The sequence below is a fragment of the Oryzomicrobium sp. genome (assembly GCF_021287045.1).
Lineage (GTDB): Bacteria > Pseudomonadota > Gammaproteobacteria > Burkholderiales > Rhodocyclaceae > Oryzomicrobium.
This window is the reverse complement of record NZ_JAJTBG010000005.1, coordinates 1-19,716: the sequence shown is the minus strand read 5'-3', so window position 1 is coordinate 19,716 and position 19,716 is coordinate 1. Positions and strand designations below refer to the sequence as shown.

The following is a 19,716-nucleotide window of genomic DNA, read 5'->3' as shown; positions in this document are numbered from 1 at the left end:
AAACTGCCATCTGGAGACAGCTTCATGACCATCCCCGCCGCCTTCCGCGGACGGATGACGGTGCCCGCCATCGTCGCCCCGATGTTCCTCGTGTCCGGCCCGGACCTGGTGTCCGCCGCCTGCCGCGCCGGCATCGCCGCCTCTTTCCCGAGCCTCAACGCCCGGCCCCTGGCCACCCTGGACGCCTGGTTCGGCCAGCTCAACGAGACCCTGGACGAGACCCACGCCCCTTACGGCGTCAACCTCATCCTGCATCCGTCCAACACCCGCCTGGCCGACGACCTGGCCCTGGTGGTCAAGCACAAGGTGCCTTTCGTCATTACCAGCCTGGGCAACCCGGCGCGGGTGGTGGAGGCGGTGCACGCCTATGGTGGCGTGGTGTTCTCCGACGTGATCCACGCCTACCACGCCAAGAAGGCCATCGAGGCCGGCGTGGACGGCATCATCGCCGTGGGCGCCGGCGCCGGCGGCCATGCCGGCACCCAGAGCCCCTTCGCCCTGATCCGCGAGATTCGCGAATTCTGGAACGGTACCCTGATCCTGGGCGGCGCCATTTCCGACGGTGCCAGCATCCGCGCCGCCGAAGTGCTCGGCGCCGACTTCGCCTACATGGGCACCCGCTTCATCGCCACCCAGGAGTCCATGGCCCAGCCGGCCTACAAGGACATGCTGACCACCGCTGGGCCCCGCGACATCGTCTATACCCCGGTCGTGTCCGGCACCAATGCCAACTTTCTCTGGCCCAGCCTGGAGAAGGCCGGCTACACCCAGGAAAGCCTGGCCGCCGGCGGCAAGCCGGCCAACCACGACTACGCCGACGAGGCCAAGGCCTGGCGCGACGTGTGGAGCGCCGGCCACGGCGTCGCCAACATCCACGACGTGCCCACGGTGGCCGAGTTGGCCGCCCGGCTGGCGGAGGAATACCGGCTGGCCTGCGCCCTGCCGCTGTCGCCGGCTCTGCGCTCCCCGGTCTGAACGGCCTGCCGGGAAACCTCGGCAACGGAACGAAAAAGGCGGGCGCAAGCCCGCCTTTTTCGTCGCCCTTTTCCTTGCTCTTTCCCTAGCACCACTTCGGTGCTAGGGTGGCGGTCTTCCACCTTGCCGCCGGCATGGGCCCGCCCCCGCCGCGATCCACGCAAGCAACCCTGCGTCCAGCCGCCGCCCATGCACGCCATCGACGAAAGCCAGATCGACACGCTCCTGAAGGGCGTCCAGATTCCTCCCTGCCCTGCCGTCCTTACCCAGCTGTCCCGGGAAATGGAGCAGGAGGACCTCAACCTGCAACGCATCGGCCGCCTGATCAGCCAGGACGTGGCCCTGGCCGCCGGGGTGCTGAAGATTGCCAACTCGCCCCTGTTCGGCGGCCGCCAGGTGGGCTCGGTCGGCGAGGCCCTCAACCTGCTCGGCCTGAAGAACGTCTTCAACCTGGTGGTGAGCCAACTGGTGCGGACCAGCCAGGCTGCCGGCCCCCGGGCCCCGACCATGGCCCGCTTCTGGGACAGCGCCGCCTATTCGGCCAGCGTCTGCGCCCTGCTGGCGGCGCAACTGCCCGGCTCGTCCCGGGAAAACGCCTACTCCTTCGGCCTGTTCCACGATTGCGGCATCCCGCTGCTGATGCAGAAGTACCCGGACTACAAGGACGTCCTCAAGCAGGCCAATACCGCCGAGGGGCTGCGCTACACCCAGGTGGAGGATGGGGCCTACGGCACCAACCACGCCGTGGTGGGCTACCTGTTCGCCCGCCAGTGGGGGCTGGCCGACGTGATCTGCCAGGCCATCCTGTCGCACCACGACTTCGTCTCCCTCGACCATGAGGCCGGGCTGTCCGACGAAGCCTGCACCCTGATCGCCATCAACCTGCTGGCCGAGCGCATCGTGAACCTGTTCCTGCGGGTCAACGACGAGGCCGAGTGGGACAAGGGCAAGCAGGCCGTGTGCGCCTTCTTCGGCCTGTCCGAGCAAGATCTGGACGACATCGTGGACGACACCCTGGTGCGCCTGGAGAAGACCCGCGCCGTGAAGGTGGCCTGATCCGGAGTCTGGAACCGGCCGCTTTGGGCGGCCCCCGTGCCGGGCAAGGGCGGGGGGCAAAAAATGAAAAGGGCGGCCTAAGGCCGCCCTTGTACTTCTGGGGCTCTACCCGTCAGAGCAGGAACAGGGTGGCCAGGCCGAGGAAGATGAAGAAGCCGCCGGAGTCGGTGACGGCGGTGATCATCACGCTGGAGCCCACCGCCGGATCGCGGCCCAGGCTCGCCAGGGTGACCGGGATGGCCACGCCGACGGTGGCCGCCAGCAGCAGGTTGAGGGTCATGGCCGAGGTCATCACCAGGCCCAGGGCGGGGGAGCCGTAGAGCACCCAGGCCAGCACGCCGAGCAGGCCGCCCCACACCAGGCCGTTGATCAGGGATACCCCCATCTCCTTGCGGTACAGGCGCCGGGCGCGGTCGGTGGACAGCTGGCCCAGGGCCAGGGCGCGCACGATCATGGTGATGGTCTGGTTGCCCGAGTTGCCGCCGATGCCGGCGACGATGGGCATCAGGGTGGCCAGAGCCACCAGCTTCTCGATGGAGCCCTCGAACAGGCCGATCACCCGGGAGGCGACGAAGGCCGTCACCAGGTTGATGGCCAGCCAAGCCCAGCGGTTCTTCACCGAGTTCCACACCGGGGCGAAGATGTCCTCCTCCTCGCGCAGGCCGGCCTGCGCCAGCTGTTCACTCTCGCTTTCCTCGCGGAAGTAGTCGAGTACGGCAGCCACGGCGAGCCGCCCCACCAGCTTGCCCTCGGCGTCCACCACCGGGGCCGACACCAGATCGTAGCGGTCGAAGGCCTCGGCCGCGTCGTCGGCCGGGTCGTTGGGGGTGAAGCGCAGGGCGTCGCTGCGCATCACCGCCGTGACCTCGGTCTCGGGTTCGGTGACGAGCAGGCGGGAGAGGGACAGCACCCCCTTGAGCAGGTCGTTGCGGTCCACCACGAACAGCTGGTCGGTGTGGTCGGGCAGTTCGTCGAAGCGGCGCAGGTAGCGGAACACCACTTCCAGGGTGACGTCCTCGCGCACCGTCACCATGTCGAAGTCCATCAGCGCCCCCACCGTGCCTTCCGGGTACGAGAGGGCGGCGCGCAGTTGTTCCTGCTCTTCCCGGGGCAGGGTCTGGAACAGGTTCTGCACCACCTCCCGGGGCAGGTCCGGTGCCAGGTCGGCCAGTTCGTCCGCATCCAGGGACTGGGCGGCGGCCTCCAGCTCGGCCGGGGCCATGGAGGCGATCAGGGTTTCCCGTACCGCGTCCGAGACTTCGAGCAGGATTTCGCCGTCCCGCTCTGCCTTGACCAGGTTCCACACCACCAGGCGGTCGTCCAGGGGCAGGGCTTCGAGGATGGTGGCGACGTCCGCCGGGTGCATCTTGTCGAGCTTGCCGCGCAGTTCGGCCAAGTGGCGCTTGTGCACCATGGATTCGACCAGATCGTGGCGGGGCATTTCCTGGCGGTGCACCAGGTCTTCCACCAGGCGGTGCCGGGCGAGCAGGGTCTGCACCTCGGACAGGCGCGTCTGCAGCGCGTCGGCGTCTCCCAGGGGCGTCGGCTCGTGGTCGTTGTTGAAGGGCGGCATGGCGGGCCTGGGCGGAGGGAAGAAAGGGGCGGCGGGGTGCCCAGGATTCTAGCACCGGGGCGGCGACAGAATTTTGACACCGGCCAGGGCGAAGAGGCGCGCCGTTGCTGGGGCTGGGGCGAGGTCGCCGCGGGGGCCGCGCCGGTCGCGGCACGGCGGACCAGGGGAGCGGAAAACAAGGCAGGGCGCGGAGTTCCGGCCGGTGGGGCTATCCGCGCCCCCGGGTCAGGGGATTTCCGCCGCCGGCATGCGCGCCTGGATGATGGCCGTCTTGCGCCCCAGCCCGGGGGCGCCCCGGTTGCGGTCGTAGAAGCGGGGGTTGGGCACCATCCCCGCCAGGCGGGCGGCCTGTTCGCTGCCCAACTGGGCGGCGGAGAGTCCGTAGTAGTGGCGGGCGGCGGCCTCGGCGCCGAACACGCCGTTGCCCCACTCGATGACGTTGAGGTAGACCTCGAAGATGCGCCGCTTGTCCCAGACGGCCTCGATCATCAGGGTGATCAGCGCCTCCTCGGCCTTGCGCCAGGGGGTCTTGTCCGGGCTGAGGAACAGGTTCTTGGCCAACTGCTGGGAGATGGTGGAACCGCCGGCCACCACCTTGCCGCGCCGCTGGTTCTTCTCCAAGGCCTTCTGGATGCCTTCCCAGTCGAAGCCTTCGTGATCGACGAAGCGGGCGTCCTCGGCGGCGATGATGGCGCGCTTGAGGTTGGGCGAGATGCGGGCGTAATCGACCCACTGCTTCTTCAGTTGGGCCTTGGGGTCCTTCGCGCGCAGCTCGGCGAGGCGGATTTCCATGAAGCGGGTCATGTCCGGATTGACCCAGTTCCACCACAGCACCCAACCGAACAGCCACAGCTGGTAGAGGAGCGCCACGGCCACCAGGGCGACGACGCCCCGTCTCAGCCAGCGCAGCAGGAACAGCATGGGGGACTTGGGATCAGGCCGGGCGCAGCAGGCGGCGCACGGCGGCGGTGTCGGGGCGCACCCCGCGCCACAGGGCGAAGGCCTCGGCGGCCTGCTCCACCAGCATCCCCAGCCCGTCGGCGCAGATCGCCGCGCCGAGCTGGCGGGCCTGGGCGAGGAAAGGCGTGTCGGCGCCGTACATCATGTCGTAGGCGACGCCGCCGGGGGCGTACAGCCCGGCGGGCAGGGGCACCGGCTCGCCTTGCAGGCTGGCGCTGGTGGCGTTGATGACCACGTCGAAGCGGCGCCCGGCCAGGTCGGCGAAGGCGCAGGCGCTGACCTGGGCCCGGGGATGGCTGGCGGCCACCAGTTCCACCAGGGTCTGGGCCTTGGCCACGGTGCGGTTGGCGATGGCCAGTTCGGCCGGGCCGGCATCGAGCAGGGGCCCCAGGGCGCCCCGGGCGGCGCCGCCGGCGCCGAGCAGCAGGATGCGCTTGCCGGCCAGGGACACGCCGAGGAAATCGGTCAAATCGCGCACCAGGCCCACTCCGTCGGTGTTGTCGCCGAGCACGGGCACGCCGTCCATGCCGAAGGCCAGGGTGTTCACCGCCCCGGCCAGTTGCGCCCGGGGGGTGAGCCGGTTACCCGGGGCGCCGGCCAGCCGGTAGGCGTCTTCCTTGAACGGCACGGTGACGTTGGCGCCCCGGCCGCCCTCGGCGACGAAGGCTTGCACCGCCGCGGCAAAGCCGTCGGCTGCGTCGATGGGTGCCAGACGGGCCTCGTAGGTCAGGTCCTGGCCGGTGGCGGCGGCGAAGGCGGCGTGGATGGCGGGGGACTTGGAGTGGCCGATGGGGTTGCCGAAGACGCAGTAGCGGTCGGTCATGGCGGACGTGGGAACGTGGTTATTTGGACTGGAGCTGGTCGCCCTGGGTGAAGGACCAGGTGCGGGTGATGTAGAGCAGGTCGGTGTCGCGGCGTATTTCCGGGGGGAAGGGCGCGTAGGGACCGGCGAGCTGGACGATGCGCCGGGCGGCCTCGTCCAGCACCTTGAAGCCCGAGGGGCGGTTCAGCTCCACGTCGTGGACGGTGCCGTCGGGCTTGATCACCACGGTCATCACCAGGGTGCCGTAGGTGCGGCCCTTGGCGGCGTCCGGGTAGTTGAGGGTGCCGACTTTCTCCACCTTCTGCCGCCAGGCTTCCACGTAGCTGGCGAAACGGTATTCGGCGGTGCGGGCGCCGACGAACTGCTTGCGCGGCATCTTGTTGTAGTCGTCCACCTGGCGGTCGATCTCGCCCAGGGTGCGGGCCATGGCCAGGGCGCTGCTGGCCAGGTCCTTGCCCGACACGGGGGACGGGGGCGGCGCGTTCGGCGCGGTTTCCCGGGCCTCACGGGCGGTACTGGCCGGGGACTTGCGGGCCTGGCTCAATAGCGCCCGTTGGGACGCTTCCAGCTCCTGGACGCGGCGCTGCTTGCGCTCCAGCTCGTTGCCGTCCCGGTGTTCCGGCGCCGGGGGCAGGGGCGTCTTGGCGCGGCGCTCCTGTTCGGTGTTGCCGCCGCCGTCCAGGTTGTTCTGGGCCAGGGCCTGGGCGTTGCTGGGCGGTCGCTTTGACTTGGCATTGACCAGCACGATGTCCAGGGCCTTGTCGCGCAGGGCCCGGGAGGCGTCGGGGAACTGGAAGTGCAGCGACAGCAGCACGGCGTGGAGCAGCACCGACGCGCCGATGCCGACCATCAGCGGCCGGGAACTGGCGGCCGGCGGCATGGGGGCGAAGGGCAGGGCGGTGCTGTTCATCTCAGGCGGCTCCGTCGGCTTGGGCGGGTTGGAGGGCGTCGGGCGCTGCCGCTTCCCCCGGTACGGCGGTGGCGGCGGGCGCCGCTTCCACTTCTTCCCCGGCGTCCCCATCGTCCCCATCCAGGTCGGCCGGCAGGACCTCGGCGGTGGCGCCCAGGGCGGCGACGAAGCGGAAGTCCAGGGTCAGGTCGAGCAGGTCGGTCTTGTCCACCGCCAGGGTCACCCGGGAGCCCGGGGCCAGCTCGGGCAGGGACGGTACCCGGTGCAGGCCGGGCAGGCGGTCCACCTTCACCAGGTTTTCCTTGCGCACCGTGGCGTCCAGCTGGGCGATACCCTCCTGGGCCAGCCAGCGGATCACCCAGTAGCGCTCCATGCCGCGCTGGAAGTCGGCGTAGGCGGCGTAGGTCAGCTCGAAGTCGCGCATGGCGGCGAAGAGCACGTCAGACTTGCCCGAGAAGGTCGGGGTCTTGCCGCTCACGGCGGCCACCAGCTGCCACTGGTTGACCAGGTCCACGTAGCGGCGCAGGGGCGAGGTGCTCCAGGCGTAGCAGTCCACCCCCAGGCCCTCGTGGGGCAGGGGCGAGGTGGTCATGCGCACCTTGCCGCCGACCTGGGCCCGGTACAAGGCGGGAATCTTCTGGTCGGCGAGCAGCCGGCCCCAGGTGGAGTTGGCGACGATCATCAGCTCGGCCACCAGCTTGTCCAGAGGGCTGCCCCGGGGGCGCTCGCTGATATGCACCCGGCAGCCGTCCGGATCGTTCTCCAGGTCGCCCTCGATGTCGAAGTTGTAGTCGTTGACGCCCTGGGTGGCCGAGGGCTTGCCGCGCCGGCCCTCGCAGGCGCAGGCGAAGTGGTAGAGGGTGAGCAGCTCGTCGCGGAAGGGGAACTCGGCCAGACCGCCAGCCAGGGTTTCGGCGTTGAACAGGGGCTCCACATCCTGGTGGCGCAGGTTGGTGGCGATCGGCACCACCTCGCAGCGGGACTCGTGGGAGAGGATCTCCCAGGTGTCGGAGACGGTCAGGTAGAGCGACAGGGCCGGGCAGTCGCGGCCGCCGTAGAGGGTGAAACGGTCCACCACTTCGCTGGGCAGCATGGTGATCTTGTTACCCGGCATGTACACCGTGGACAGGCGCTTGCGCGCCACCCCGTCGAGGGGCGAACCCAGGCCGAACCCCAGGCCCGGCGCGGCGATGTGGATGCCGATGCGCCAGCCGATGCCGGGCAGGGGCGTCACCGACAGGGCGTCGTCGATCTCGGTGGTGGCGGCGTCGTCGATGGAGAAGGCCTGGACCTCGGCCCGGGGCAGGTCGTCCGGGGCGTGGGGAATCTCGATCTCGGGGAAACCGGTGCCCTGGGGGAACTGGTCGAACAGGAAGCGCTTGTAGTGCAGCTCGTAGGCCGAGCGGAAGGCACCGGCGGCGAACAGCAGGGCCTGGGCCGACTTGCCGCTGCGCTCCATGGCGGCCTCCAGGGCCTTCACCTCGGGACGGTTACGGTCCGGCTTGAACAGCAGGGCGTCCACCTGGTTGCGGAACTCGTCGGGCAGGGTGCCGGTGGCGATCTCGCCGGCCATGCGTTCGATGGCCTCGGCTTGCAGGCGCTTCTTTTCGGCGCCAGCCAGGGCGGCCTTGAGGATGTCCGGCGGCGCCTTGCGGAAGCGGCCGCGGCCCTTGCGGTGGAAGTAGATGGGGGCGGCTTGCAGGGCCAGCAGCACGGCGGTGGCTTCCACCGCGCCGGGGGCGTGGCCCACGTAGTCCTGGGCGAACTCGGCGAAAGCGAATTCGCCCTCGCCGGCGCATTCCCACAGGAATTCCGGGTCGATGCCGGCGGCCTCGCTCTCGGCCAGGCCGAGCAGGGCCGTGGGCGACGGCTCCTTGAAGCGCAGCAGCACGTTGGCGGCCTTGATCTTGGAACGCTTGCCCGAGGCCGACTCCACCTGCAGGGTGGCGTCGTTGTCGGCAAGCACGGAACCGGCCTTGAAGGCGCCGTCTTCTTCAAACAGGATAAACATCCGCGGATTATACCTTTGCCGCCGGGCCGTTCCCGCCCTCGTGTGACGCGGCAATCCCCGCGAACTCAAGGAGTTGGGGAATCATTTCGGGAAAGCGGGTGAAGCTGTGGTCGCCGCCGTCGAATACCCGCTGCTCGGCTCCGGCGTAGCGGGCCACCGCCTCCCGGTAGTCGAGCACCTCGTCGCCGGTTTCCACCAGCAGCAGGTAGCGGGACGGGGTGATGCGGGGTGCCTGCAAGGCTTCCAGCTCGGCGATGTGGGCGGCGGTGAACACGAATACCTCGCCGGTGTACAGGTTGGTCTGGGGCCCCAGGTAGTCGGCCAGGGAGGTGGGGGCGGCCACCGCCGGGTTGATCAGGATGGCCTTGAGGCCGTGCTTTTCCGCCAGCCAGGTGGCGTAGTAGCCCCCCAGGGAACTGCCGGCCAGCACCACCGGGCGGCCGGCCGCCTGGGCCTGCTGGATCAGCGCTTCGGCCAGGGCGATGGCCTCTGCCGGCCGGTCGGGCAGCGTCGGGCAGACGAACGCATCGGCCAGGCCCCGGGCGGCCATCGCCTCGCCGAGCAGGCGAGCCTTCCAGGACTGGGGTGAGGAGCGGAAACCGTGCAGATACAGGAGCATGGGAGGCATGGCGAATCTCGGGGAATGGGGTGGTCTGGGGCGGGCCGGGGCGTCCGGACCGGCCCGGATTATTTGGCGGCGAAGCGGTGCGGCGCCAGGGCGGAGGGATCGCCGGCCAGGGCCGCCAGGGCATTCCGGGCGGCGGGGTCGTTGCCCAAATGGGCGGCCCAGAAAGCGGTGGACAGGGCGAGCAGCCAGGGCTGGAACGGCGGGGCGCTCCTTGCCGTGCCCGCCTCGACCGCCTCGCCGGCGAAGTCCGGGTGGCGCCCGTCGGCGGCGACGAACAGGTACTTGCCGCCCGCCGGCATGTGCTCGAACGGCAGGCAACGGTTGGCGGCGTCGATGTCGCCGCGTAACAGGCCCGCATCCTGGGTGCCGGTCAGGGACATGAAGGGCGCGGCCACTCCGGCAAAACGCTCGGCCAGGGGCAGCGGGTTGGCCCGGGCCGAGGGGGAGAAGGCCAGGGCGGCCCCCAGGTTCGCCACCGGGGCGTGGAAAACGTTGGTGGCGTTGGCGGCGCTGGCGGGTGTGCCCGATGCGGCGGCACCCGGATGAGCCGCCTCGGCCGGGGCCAGGTCGTCGTGGATGCGCCGCTCGCCGGCCAGGGCCTGGACGGTGACGCCGCCGAAGGAGTGGCCGGCAACTCCAATAGGGACGGGCGTTTCCAGAGGGGTGGTCTGGAGATCGGCCACCAGCGCGGCGATCAGGGCATGCATCTCGGCAACCCGCGTGCGTAGTGCCTTTGCGGCCAGGGCCTCGCGCAGGGCGCGGCGCAGTTGCAGGGGCGAGCCGTCGATCGGCCGTTCGTGGCGGTGGGTCAGGGCCACGCCGAGAAAACCGTGGCTGGACCAGTGGGACAGCCAGGCGGCGCCGGAGCGGCGATCCCCGCCCAGGCCGTGGGAGTAGGCGATGACGCCGCGCAGGGGGAGGCGGACGTCGGGCCGGGGCCGGTAGGCGCGGATTGCCAGGGGGGCGTCCGGGGTGAGCCCGGGAACCTCGCCGTCCTCCACCGTCACTGCCCAGGGGCCGGGGGCGGCCCAGGGCGCGAGGGCGGCGGGCAGTGCCGGCTGAGGCGGGGCCCCGTCCGGCGCCGCGGTGCCGGTCAGCCCGCCGACCAGCTCACCGCTCCCATCTGCCAGGTGGCCAGCACGACGATGCCGAAGACGATGCGGTACCAGGCGAATACGGTGAAATCGTGGCTGGCGATGTAGCGCAGCAGCCAGCGCACGCACAGGAAGGCCGAGACGAAGGCGGCGACGAAGCCCACCACCCACATGCCCAGGTCGTCGGCGGAGAGCAGGGCCCGTTCCTTGTACAGCTCGTACAGGGTGGCCATGGTCAGGGTGGGAATGGCGAGGAAGAAGGAGAACTCGGTGGCCGCCTTGCGCGACAGGCCGATGAACAGGCCGCCGATGATGGTGGCGCCGGAACGGGAGGTGCCCGGGATGAGGGCCAGGGCCTGGGCGAAGCCGAGCTTTACGGCGTCGACCACGGTCAGGTCTTCCACTTCCTGGACACGCACCGTGTGGCGGCGCTTTTCCGCCCACAGGATGATCAGGCCGCCGACGATGAAGGCCGTGGCCACCGCCACCGGGTTGAACAGGTGGGCCTTGATCGCCTTGCCCACGGCCAGGCCGATCAGGGCCAGGGGCAGGAAGGCCACCGCCAGGTTGAGCACGAAGCGCTGGGCCCAGGTCTGGCCCAGGTTGCCGAGCACGTGGACGATGCGCGCCCGGTATTCCCAGCACACCGCCAGGATGGCGCCGGACTGGATGACGATCTCGAACAGCTTGCCCCGGTCGTCGTTGAAGTTGAGCAGGTCGCCGGCCAGGATCAGGTGGCCGGTGGAGGAAATGGGCAGGAATTCGGTGAAACCCTCGACCAGGCCGAGGATGAGGGCTTTGAGCAGGAGCAGGAGGTCCATGGGGGGCCGGGGGCGAAGGCCGTAAATGAAAGGCGACGATTATACCGGCAGGCCCGCCCCGGCTCCCGGCCCCGGAGCTGACCCGGCGCGGGACCGGGCTATCAGCCGGGCCGTCCGGTGTCGAACAGGTGCGGCGCTTCCGCCGGGGCGCAGCGCCAGTACTGGGGCGGGGCGCTCACCCGGGCGCCCAGGGCCTGGGCGGCGTGCCAGGGCCAGCGCGGGTCGTAGAGAATGCCCCGGGCCAGGGCCACCAGGTCGGCGCTGCCCTCGGCCACCACCCGCTCCGCCTGGTGCGGGTCGGTGATCAGGCCCACGGCGATGGTCGGCAGCCCGGTGGCGGCCTTGATGCGGGCGGCGAAGGGCAGTTGGTAGCCGGGCTCGGCGGGAATCTGCTGCCGGGAATCCAGGCCGCCGCTGGAAACGTGGATGAAGTCGGCGCCCCGGGCCTGCAACGCCCGGGTGAATTCGACGCTCTCGTCCACGCTCCAGCCGCCTTCCACCCAATCGGTGGCGGAGATGCGCGCCCCCAGGGGCTTGCCCGCCGGCCAGGCGGCGCGCACCGCGTCGAACACCTCCAGGGGAAAGCGCATGCGGTTGGCCAGGGAGCCGCCGTAGGCGTCGTCGCGCTGGTTCGAGAGGGGCGAGAGGAATTGGTGCAGCAGGTAGCCGTGGGCGGCGTGCAGCTCCATCAGGTCGAAGCCGAGCCGGTCGGCGCGCCGGGCGGCGGCCACGAAGGCGTCGCGAATGCGCGTCAGCCCGGCGGCGTCCAGGGCCGCCGGCGGTGCTTCGCCGGGCCGGCCGGCCAGGGCCGAGGGCGCCAGGGGCAGCCAGCCGCCCTCGGCCCGGGAAAGCTGGCGGATGCCGGTCCAGGGCGCCGAACTGCTGCCTTTGCGCCCGGCGTGAGACAGCTGGATGCCCAGGGCGATCGGGGAGTGGCGGCGCAGGGCGGCCAGCACCCGGGCGAACGCGGCCTCGTTGGCGTCGCTCCACAGGCCGGCGCAGAAGGGCGAGATGCGCCCTTCCGGCGTCACCCCGGTGGCCTCGACGATGAGCAACCCGGCGCCGCTCAGGGCCAGGTTGCCCAGGTGCATCAGGTGCCAGTCGCCAACGTTGCCGTCCTCGGCCGAGTACTGGCACATGGGGGCGATGACGATGCGGTTGGCCAGGGTCAGGCGGCCCAGGGCGAGGGGAGTGAACAGGCGGGGAGCGCTCATGGGAATCCTCGACGTGGCGAAGCCGGCGCCGCGCGCGGTGGCGGCGTGGCGGGTGAGGGTGATAGGGAGGTCAGTCGGGCCGGGTCAGGGCTTCCAGCTCGGTCAGCCAGGCCAGGGCCGCTTCCCGGCTGTCGCCACACATTTCCGTCGACGGTTGCAGTCCGCCGCAGCAGGCTGGCCGCTCGGGGCGGCCGAACAGGGCGCAGCCCAGATCGGCGGTGAGCTGGACGCAGGGCACTCCGGCGGGCTTGCCCCCGGGCATGCCGGGGATCGGTCCGGCGATGGAGGGGGCGATGCAGCAGGCGGCGCAGTGAGGACGACAGGCGGGACGGCAGTTCATGGCGGCCATGATACCCGGCCCGCCGCAACGCCCGCGCGGGCGGCGGGTCAGGCGCCGTTGCCCGGGGCGCGCAGGGGCAGGGTGAGGGTGAAGCAGGTGCCCTGGCCCGGCACGCTGGTCACGGTGAGGCTGCCGCCGAGCAGTTCGGTGGTCAGGTGGTGGGCCAGATGCAGGCCCAGGCCGGTGCCGCCTTGGCTGCGCCGGGTGGTGACGAAGGGGTCGAAGATCCGTTCGAGCTGGTCCGGGGCGATGCCGGTACCGTTGTCGCGGATCGTCACTTCGATCTGGCCGCTGTCCGGCAGGCGCCGGGCGGCGATGCGCACCTCGCCGCTGCCCTGGTTGGGGAAAGCATGGGTGAGGGCGTTGCCCACCAGGTTTTCCAGGGTCTGGCCGAGGGGGCCGGGGTAGCTTTCCAGGATCAGGTCGGCGGGGATGTCGGTGACCAGGCTGTGGGGGCTGGTCTTGAAGCGGGTGCGCAGGATGTGCAGGGTGTCGTCCACCGCGTCGGCCAGGGTGAAACTGCGCCGTTCCACCGAGGCCCGGTCCACCGCCAGCTGCTTGAACAGGCGGATCAGGCCGGCGGCCCGCCCCAGGTTGTGGCCGATCATGCGGCTGCCCTCGGCGACCTGGGCCAGGAACTCGGCAAGGGTGGAGCGGCGCAGGCCGGCGGCCAGTTCCTGGTCCAGGGCTTCCCGGGCCTTTTCCAGGGTGGAATTGGCGACCACGGCGGCGCCGATGGGGGTGTTCAGCTCGTGGGCCACCCCGGCCACCAGCAGCCCCAGGGACGAGAGCTTTTCGGCCCGCACCAGCTCGGTCTGCATGGCCTGCTGCCGTTCCAGGGCATCGCTCAGGGAAGCGTTGGCGGTGTTCAGCTCGTCGCTGCGCCGGCGCAGCCGGGCCAGGGCCTGGTTGCGCTCGTGGGTGGCGAGGACGACCCGGGCGGTGAACAGGCTGATCATGCCGAGCAGCAGTATGGCAATCAGCACGCAGCGCAGCAGGATGCCCTGGCGCAGCTCGTCGATGATGTCCTGGGGGGCGTGCACCACCAGCCGCCAGGTGGGGGGCGTGATGCCGCCGGTTTCGAGCAGGGCGGCCGGGTCTCCGTCCACCGGCGAATAGGTGTCGAACAGCCACAGTCCGCCGGCATCGGCGAACTGGCCCGAGGTCCGCAGCTGCATGGTCTGCCACAACGCGGGCTGGCTGCGCGGCAGGGCGTGTTCCGGGTGGCCGAGCATGAAGCCCCAGGCCTGCTGCGGGTCCGGGGAGAGCAGCCAGTAGCCCTCGTGGTCGACCAGGTGCAGTTCCAGGCCGAAGGAACTGGGCATCTGGCCGAGGCGTTCGAGCAGTACCTTGGCGAGGAAGTTGAGTGTGAGGATGCCCCGGGCGTTGCCCTTGCTGTCGTAGAGGGGAGTGGCGATCCGCAGGGTGGGCTTGTAGGGCAGCTCGATCTGGTCGTTCTCGCTGTTTAGGTCGAGGCGCGAGTAGTAGACCTGGCCGGGGTGCAGGGTCATGGTCTCGAAGAAGAAGGGGCGGTGGCGCTTGTCCTGCAGCTTGTCGGTACGCACCTGGACGGCGCGGCCGTCCTCGAAATTGACGCGCAGGCGTTCCTGCCCGGTTTCGTCGATCCAGCGGATCTTGTCGTAGATGCCCGAGGTGTCGGCGAAGCTCTGCCAGCGGGCGGCCACTTCGCCCAGGTCGCCGTTGGACAGGGCCCGGGCCAGGGCCGGGTCCCGGGCGAGGAACATCAGGTCGCGCTTGAGGAAGCCGCTCCAGCGGCTGAGCACGGTCATGCCCTGCACCGCCAGGTCGTTCTGGGCCAGGCGCAAGGGTTCGAGGCGGACGGCGGAGAGGCGGTCGTAGGTGAGGGCGCAGATCAGCACCGTGGCCGCCGCCCAGGGCAGGAGGTTGAGCAGGAAGGCACGGCGCACCCGCCAGAGGCGGAGGCCGGTGCGCCACAGGCGCCGCAACGGTCTCCGCCGGCGGGTGCGGCCGACGGCCGGGGATGGCGCGCTGCCGTTCAGGTCCGGGCCGTCTGCCACCGCAGCAGGTCCTCCAGGGGCATGGGGCAGCCGTAGTGGTAGCCCTGGGCGTCCAGGCAGTTCCGGTGGCGCAGCCAGTCGACCTGGTCGGGGGTTTCCACCCCTTCGGCCACCACGCCCATGCCCATGCGCCGGGCCACCTGGATGACCATGTCGGCGATGGCGCAGTCGTCGGGCACCGTGCCGATCTCGGCGACGAAGGCCTGGTCGATCTTGAGCCGGTCGATGGGCAGGCGGCGCAGGTAGGAGAGGGACGAGAAGCCGGTGCCGAAGTCGTCGATGGCGATCTCGAAGCCCTGGGCGCGGAAAGCTTCCAGGCGCAGCTGGATGGACTGGGTGTCCTGCATGGCCAGGGATTCGGTGATCTCGATCTCGATCTGCCGCGGGCTGGCACCCTCTTCGCCGAGGATGCGCAGGAAATCCTGGAGCAGGCTTTCACGGGCAAACTGGATGGTGGAAACGTTGACCGCCACCCGCACTCCGGCCAGCCCGTGCGCTGCCATCTGTACTGCCGCCCGGGCGGCCAGGCGCATCACCCGCTCGCCCAGGGTGACGATCAGCCCGGTGGCCTCGGCCAGGGGAATGAAGAGGCCCGGCGACACCGTTTCGCCGTCGGGCAGGGTCCAGCGCGCCAGGGCTTCGGCCCCGGTCAGGCGGCCGGTGGCCATTTCCACCTGGGGTTGCAGGGCGATGCGGATTTCGTCGCGGCCGAGGGCATCGCGCAGGGCCATGGCCAGGCGGTAGCGCTCGGCGGTGGCGGTTTCCAGGCCGGGGACGTAGTCCTCGTGCTGGGAAAAGCCGCGCCGCTTGGCGGTCTTGAGCAGCAGGGAGGCGACCACGATGGCGTCCGCCGGGGTGCCGCGGAACTGGGTGAGGTCGAGCCGGGCCGAGCCGATGCTGACGAACTGGGGCGGGCCGTCGCCGCCGTGCAGGCCGAGCAGGTGGTTGATGCGCTCCTCCGTCACTTCGGACGCCGGACCGAGGATGGCGAAGATGTCGTCGTGGAGCCGGGAGATCAGCAGGGTGGGGCTGAGGCCGGCGCGCAGCCGGCGGGACACCTCGCGCAGTTGCCGGTTGCCCTGCTCGAAGCCCAGGGTCAGGTTGACCGTGGAGAACTCGTCGATGTCGAGCAGGAACAGCACGTAGCCCGGCGTGTAACAGCTACCGGGGCAGGAGCCGCTCTTGCAGCGTACGTTGTAGAGGTCTTCCAAGGACCGTTCCAGAGCGTTGCGGTTGGCGATGCCGAGCAGGGGGTCCTGGAAGGCCATTTCGTCGAGCCGGCTGACCAGGGCCACGTTGTGCAGGCCGCTGCGAATGTTGACGGTGAACACCCGCAGCAATTCTTCCTCGGTGTCGTCCAGGGGGCGCGGCGTGCTCAGATAGGCGGCGTAATTGGCCGAGGCCAGGGAGCTGGGGAAGAACAGCACCCGGCAGTCGGACAGGGCGATGTGGCCGCGTTCGCTCAGGCAGCGGCGGATGGCCGCTTCGATGGCGGGCTCGCCCAGTTCTTCCAGGTGGTGGTCGATGGCCGGGGAAAAGCGCCCGGCGGCGCTGATGATCTGCACCTGGGGCATCGGGTCGTACTCGCCGCGCTGTTCGACGCAGATCATGCCCTCGGGGGGCACGCCGATCAGCTGGGCGATCTCGCGCAGGATGCGGCTGGAGAATTCGCCCAGGGTGCGGGAGGCCACCAGGGTGTTGCTCGATTCGACGATCATTTGCAGCCCGCGCCGGGCCCGGGAGACGCTGGTGAGGTGCTGGTAGGCACGGATGTTGGCCACCAGCAGGGTGTAGAGCCGGTCCACCGACAGTTCGGACTTGGTCCAGTAGTCGTTGATGTCGTAGCCGGCCATCACGTCCTTCATCGGCGCCACCCCGGGGGCGCCGGTGACCAGGACGATGCGCACCTCGGCGTTGCCCATGGTCTCGCGCACGGAACGGACCAGACGCAGGCCGGCGTCGTCGGATTCCATCACCACGTCGAGCAGGAGCACGGCGATGTCCCGCTCCCGGGCCAGGATGGCGGCGGCCTCGGCGGTGTTGTAGGCCTGCAGCAGTTCGATCCCGCCTTCCCGGGAGGCGAAGTGGCGCAGGCTGAAGGCCATGGAACGCTGGAAATCGGGGTCGTCGTCGATGGCCAGGACCTTCCAGCGGGTTTCGCCGGGAATGGCGCTGGCCGGTGCGCCTTCGTCGGCGAACGCAAGGAGTTCGTCGCCGCCTTCGTCGTCGGAGGCGGCTGTCGTGCTGGAGGTGACCATCTTGGCTCCCGTGATCGTTGTCCGCCACAGCGCCGGCCCTTGCCCGGGTCCGGTGCCCGGGCCGCCAGCAGCCGCTGGGGCGGATCGCCCGAACGTCATAAACATGGCAGGAAAATGGTCATTCCACAAGCACATGCGCCTGACGTTGCGGCAAACCATTGGAATAGGGGCGGCGGGCGAAGTTCCGGACGCGACGCGGGCCTCCGGCTGCCGGGGCTAGACCCTATAATCGCCGGTGCCCGGCCCCTGTCGCCGGACCTTCCGGAATTCCGTCATGACCATGTTTGCCAAGATCGCCGACCGCTGGCTCGCCTTCGTTGCCCTGGCGTTGCTCATCGTCGGCTGCTTCGCCGTGCTGCGCCCCTTCCTCACCGCCATGGTCTGGGCCGCCATCCTCGTCTATTCGGGCTGGCCCCTGCTCAGCTGGATCGAACGGGGCCTGGGGGGGCGGCGCACCCTGGCCACCCTGGTCTTCACCCTGCTTACCATCGGCGTGCTGCTGGCGCCCTTCGCGGTGGTCAGCGTCACCCTGTCGGACAACGCCGGCGAACTGCGCGACCTGGTGCTCAACCTGCGCGCCAAGGGGCTGCCCCTGCCGCCAACCTGGGTGCGGGACCTGCCCCTGGTGGGCGAGCGGGCCGAGGCCTACTGGCTGCTGGCGATCCACGACGAAGCCTGGCTGGCCATGCAGCTCAAGGAAATCCAGGCCCCCCTGGGCGGCGCCCTGCTCAAGGCCGGCAGCCTGCTCGGCACGGGCCTGCTGGAACTGTCCCTGTCGATCTTCATCGCCTTCTTCATGTTCGTGCACGGCGAACACCTGGCGGTGCGCCTCAATGCCGTATTCGAGCGCATGGCCGGGGAAAAGGGCGTACGCCTGACCCGGGTGGCCGGCGACACGGTCACCGGGGTGGTCTACGGCATCCTCGGCACCGCCCTGGCCCAGGGCGTCTTGGGTGGCATCGGTTTCTGGATCGCCGGGGTGCCGGCGCCGGTGCTGCTCGGCCTGGCCATCTTCTTCCTCTCGGTGGTGCCCGTCGGCCCGCCCCTGGTGTGGGGCCCGGCGGCCTTGTGGCTGTACACCCAGGGCGAAACCGGCTGGGCCATCTTCCTTGCCCTGTGGGGCACCCTGGTGGTGAGCAGCGTGGACAACTTCCTCAAGCCTTTCCTGATCAGCCGGGGCGCCAGTCTGCCCTTCGTGCTGGTGCTGATGGGGGTGATGGGCGGCGTGGTGGCCTTCGGCTTCATCGGCGTCTTCCTCGGCCCGACCCTGCTGGCGGTGGGCTACCGGCTGCTCCAGGAATGGACCGCCGAGGCTATGACGGCGGGAACGTCGGGGGTATCGGAAGTGTCGCCGGAGGCAGGCGAATGACGCCGCGGGCGGCCCTGCGCCGCCTGGCGCTGGTGGGCGCGCTGGCCTTCGGTGTCGGGGCCGCTGTCGTGTCGGGCAGTGCCGGGGCGGAGGAGGCGAGCCGCCTCGATGCGGTGCTCGAGCGCGGCGTGCTGCGCGTCGGCACCCCCGGCGACTACGCCCCGTTCGCTCGTTGGCAGGTGGAGCGGGGGACCCTGGTCGGCATGGACGTGGACTTGGCCGAAGCCCTGGGGGCGGCCCTCGGCGTCAAGGTGCAGTGGGTGAAGACCTCCTGGCCCGCCTTGATGGCCGACTTGGCCGCCGGCAAGTTCGACCTGGCGGTGGGCGGCGTCTCGGTGAGCCTGGAGCGGCAGAAGCGGGCCCTGTTCTCCGCCCCCTACCTGCATGACGGCAAGACGCCGATCACCCGCTGCGAGAACGTGCAGCGCTTCCAGACCCTGGCCCAAATCGACCGGCCGGGTGTCCGGGCGGTGGTCAACCCGGGCGGCACCAACGAACGGTTTGCCCGGGCTTACCTGAAGGCCGCCCAGATCAGCGTCCATCCGGACAACACCACCATCTTCGACGAGATCGTCGCCGGGCGCGCCGACCTGATGATCACCGACGCGGTCGAGGCGCGCCTGCAACAGAAGCTGCGTCCGGCCTTGTGCGCCGTCCATCCCGACGCTCCCTTCGACTACTCGGAAAAAGCCTTCCTGCTGCCCCGGGACTTCGCCCTCAAGGCCTGGGTGGACCAGTGGCTGCACCTGGCCCAGGCCTCCGGCGAGTTCGAGCGCATCCAGGCCCGATGGATACCCCGATGACCACGACCATTCCGTTGTTTTCCTGGCGGCGCGCCGTCCGCGGGGCGGCCCCCTGGCTCGCCTGCCTGGCCCTGTGCGCCCCGCCCGCCCAGGCCGGCGAATCCCTGGACCGGCTGGCCGGGCTGATGGCCGAGCGGCTGGCCCTGATGGACGACGTAGCCGCCTACAAGTGGCTGCACCACGGCGCCATCGAGGACCCGCCCCGGGAGGCGGCCCTGCTCGAATCCCTGGACCGGCGGGCGGCGGCGCGGGGCATGGGCAAGGCCCGGCGGGCCGACGCGCGGGCCTTTTTCGAAGCCCAGATCAGTGCCGCCAAGGTGCGCCAGCGAGCCCATTTCGCCGCCTGGAAGAAAGGCACGGTCCTGCCTCCCGAGTCGGCGCCGGACCTGGCCGAGGAAATCCGCCCCCAGCTCGACCGCATCGGTACCGCCATGCTCGACACCCTGCCCCGGGCCTGGCTCGAACTGCAAGGCTCCACCGGCCGCGCCGAACTGCGCTCGGCCCGGCGTCTGGCGGGCCTGCCCCCGGGGCGCGAGGACCCGGCGGTGGAGGCGGCTTTCGCCCCCTTGTGCAAGCGGGCGGGGCTTACCGCCAACAAGTGCTGAAAAACCTGACTGCCTGAAACGCAAGGACTGGCGCGGACTTCCGCCGTGCCATCGTGGAACGCCGCGCCTGGCCTGGTTCTGCGGGCAGGGTGATTGGAAAACGAAGCGGGGCGTGCCTTTCCGGCACGCCCCGCTTTTTCGTCAGCGATTCCGAGGACGATCAGACCTTGCGGTAGATTTCCGCGCCGCTCTTCACGAATTCCACCGCCTTGGTCTCCATCCCCTTCTCCAGGGCTT

17 protein-coding genes are annotated in these 19,716 nt (G+C 70.3%); 5 read left to right on the top strand and 12 right to left on the bottom strand.

Annotation, left to right across the window (positions count from 1 at the left end; translation table 11 throughout):
- The first annotated feature begins 24 nt into the window (after positions 1 to 24).
- Positions 25 to 975, top strand: a complete 951-nt coding sequence (locus LWW89_RS06595; protein WP_293263008.1) for a nitronate monooxygenase — start codon at positions 25 to 27, stop codon at positions 973 to 975.
- A 189-nt stretch (positions 976 to 1,164) separates the two neighbouring features.
- A complete protein-coding gene (locus LWW89_RS06590) occupies positions 1,165 to 2,031 on the top strand; it encodes an HDOD domain-containing protein (protein WP_293263006.1) in 867 nt (288 codons plus the stop codon).
- A 112-nt stretch (positions 2,032 to 2,143) separates the two neighbouring features.
- On the opposite strand, the gene mgtE is transcribed toward LWW89_RS06590, so the two are convergent.
- The 12 genes from mgtE to LWW89_RS06530 all read right to left on the bottom strand — a co-directional run bounded on the left by mgtE (position 2,144) and on the right by LWW89_RS06530 (position 16,702).
- Positions 2,144 to 3,604: a magnesium transporter gene (gene mgtE, locus LWW89_RS06585; RefSeq protein WP_293263004.1), complete on the bottom strand. Its 1,461-nt coding sequence runs from the start codon at positions 3,602 to 3,604 to the stop codon at positions 2,144 to 2,146.
- A gap of 225 nt (positions 3,605 to 3,829) precedes the next feature.
- Positions 3,830 to 4,525, bottom strand: a complete 696-nt coding sequence (gene mtgA / locus LWW89_RS06580; protein WP_293263002.1) for a monofunctional biosynthetic peptidoglycan transglycosylase — start codon at positions 4,523 to 4,525, stop codon at positions 3,830 to 3,832.
- A 13-nt stretch (positions 4,526 to 4,538) separates the two neighbouring features.
- Entirely contained in the window at positions 4,539 to 5,387 is an 849-nt protein-coding gene (gene aroE / locus LWW89_RS06575) for a shikimate dehydrogenase (protein ID WP_293263000.1), read from the bottom strand.
- Between the two features lie 19 nt (positions 5,388 to 5,406).
- Entirely contained in the window at positions 5,407 to 6,297 is an 891-nt protein-coding gene (locus LWW89_RS06570; protein ID WP_293262998.1) for an energy transducer TonB, read from the bottom strand.
- A 1-nt stretch (position 6,298) separates the two neighbouring features.
- Positions 6,299 to 8,308, bottom strand: coding sequence for an RNB domain-containing ribonuclease (locus LWW89_RS06565; protein ID WP_293262996.1), 2,010 nt, complete (start codon positions 8,306 to 8,308; stop codon positions 6,299 to 6,301).
- A gap of 7 nt (positions 8,309 to 8,315) precedes the next feature.
- On the bottom strand, positions 8,316 to 8,936 hold the full coding sequence (locus tag LWW89_RS06560; RefSeq protein ID WP_365781113.1) for a YqiA/YcfP family alpha/beta fold hydrolase: 621 nt from the start codon (positions 8,934 to 8,936) through the stop codon (positions 8,316 to 8,318).
- A 59-nt stretch (positions 8,937 to 8,995) separates the two neighbouring features.
- The gene (locus LWW89_RS06555; protein WP_293262994.1) at positions 8,996 to 9,943 is read right to left on the bottom strand and encodes a hypothetical protein; all 948 of its coding nucleotides are present in this window, start codon (positions 9,941 to 9,943) and stop codon (positions 8,996 to 8,998) included.
- Between the two features lie 86 nt (positions 9,944 to 10,029).
- Entirely contained in the window at positions 10,030 to 10,851 is an 822-nt protein-coding gene (locus tag LWW89_RS06550; protein WP_293262992.1) for an undecaprenyl-diphosphate phosphatase, read from the bottom strand.
- 101 nt (positions 10,852 to 10,952) lie between these two features.
- The gene (locus tag LWW89_RS06545) at positions 10,953 to 12,065 is read right to left on the bottom strand and encodes an NADH:flavin oxidoreductase/NADH oxidase (protein WP_293262990.1); all 1,113 of its coding nucleotides are present in this window, start codon (positions 12,063 to 12,065) and stop codon (positions 10,953 to 10,955) included.
- Positions 12,066 to 12,135: 70 nt separating this feature from the next.
- Complete coding sequence (locus tag LWW89_RS06540) at positions 12,136 to 12,414, bottom strand: YkgJ family cysteine cluster protein (protein WP_293262988.1); 279 nt, start codon at positions 12,412 to 12,414, stop codon at positions 12,136 to 12,138.
- A 38-nt stretch (positions 12,415 to 12,452) separates the two neighbouring features.
- Positions 12,453 to 14,333: an ATP-binding protein gene (locus LWW89_RS06535; protein ID WP_293262986.1), complete on the bottom strand. Its 1,881-nt coding sequence runs from the start codon at positions 14,331 to 14,333 to the stop codon at positions 12,453 to 12,455.
- Between the two features lie 89 nt (positions 14,334 to 14,422).
- Positions 14,423 to 16,702 (bottom strand): EAL domain-containing protein, encoded by a 2,280-nt coding sequence (locus LWW89_RS06530; RefSeq protein ID WP_293262984.1) that lies wholly within the window; start codon positions 16,700 to 16,702, stop codon positions 14,423 to 14,425.
- A gap of 274 nt (positions 16,703 to 16,976) precedes the next feature.
- On the opposite strand from LWW89_RS06530, the gene LWW89_RS06525 reads away from it, so the two are divergent.
- From LWW89_RS06525 to aroQ, 3 genes are read left to right on the top strand one after another with little or no spacing between them, the layout of a single operon-like run.
- A complete protein-coding gene (locus LWW89_RS06525) occupies positions 16,977 to 18,071 on the top strand; it encodes an AI-2E family transporter (protein WP_293262982.1) in 1,095 nt (364 codons plus the stop codon).
- Complete coding sequence (locus LWW89_RS06520; RefSeq protein ID WP_293262980.1) at positions 18,068 to 18,874, top strand: transporter substrate-binding domain-containing protein; 807 nt, start codon at positions 18,068 to 18,070, stop codon at positions 18,872 to 18,874. The genes LWW89_RS06525 and LWW89_RS06520 overlap by 4 nt, the downstream gene beginning before the upstream one ends.
- Entirely contained in the window at positions 18,871 to 19,479 is a 609-nt protein-coding gene (gene aroQ / locus LWW89_RS06515; RefSeq protein ID WP_293262978.1) for a gamma subclass chorismate mutase AroQ, read from the top strand. Before LWW89_RS06520 ends, aroQ begins: the two co-directional genes overlap by 4 nt.
- Positions 19,480 to 19,716 lie beyond the last annotated feature (237 nt).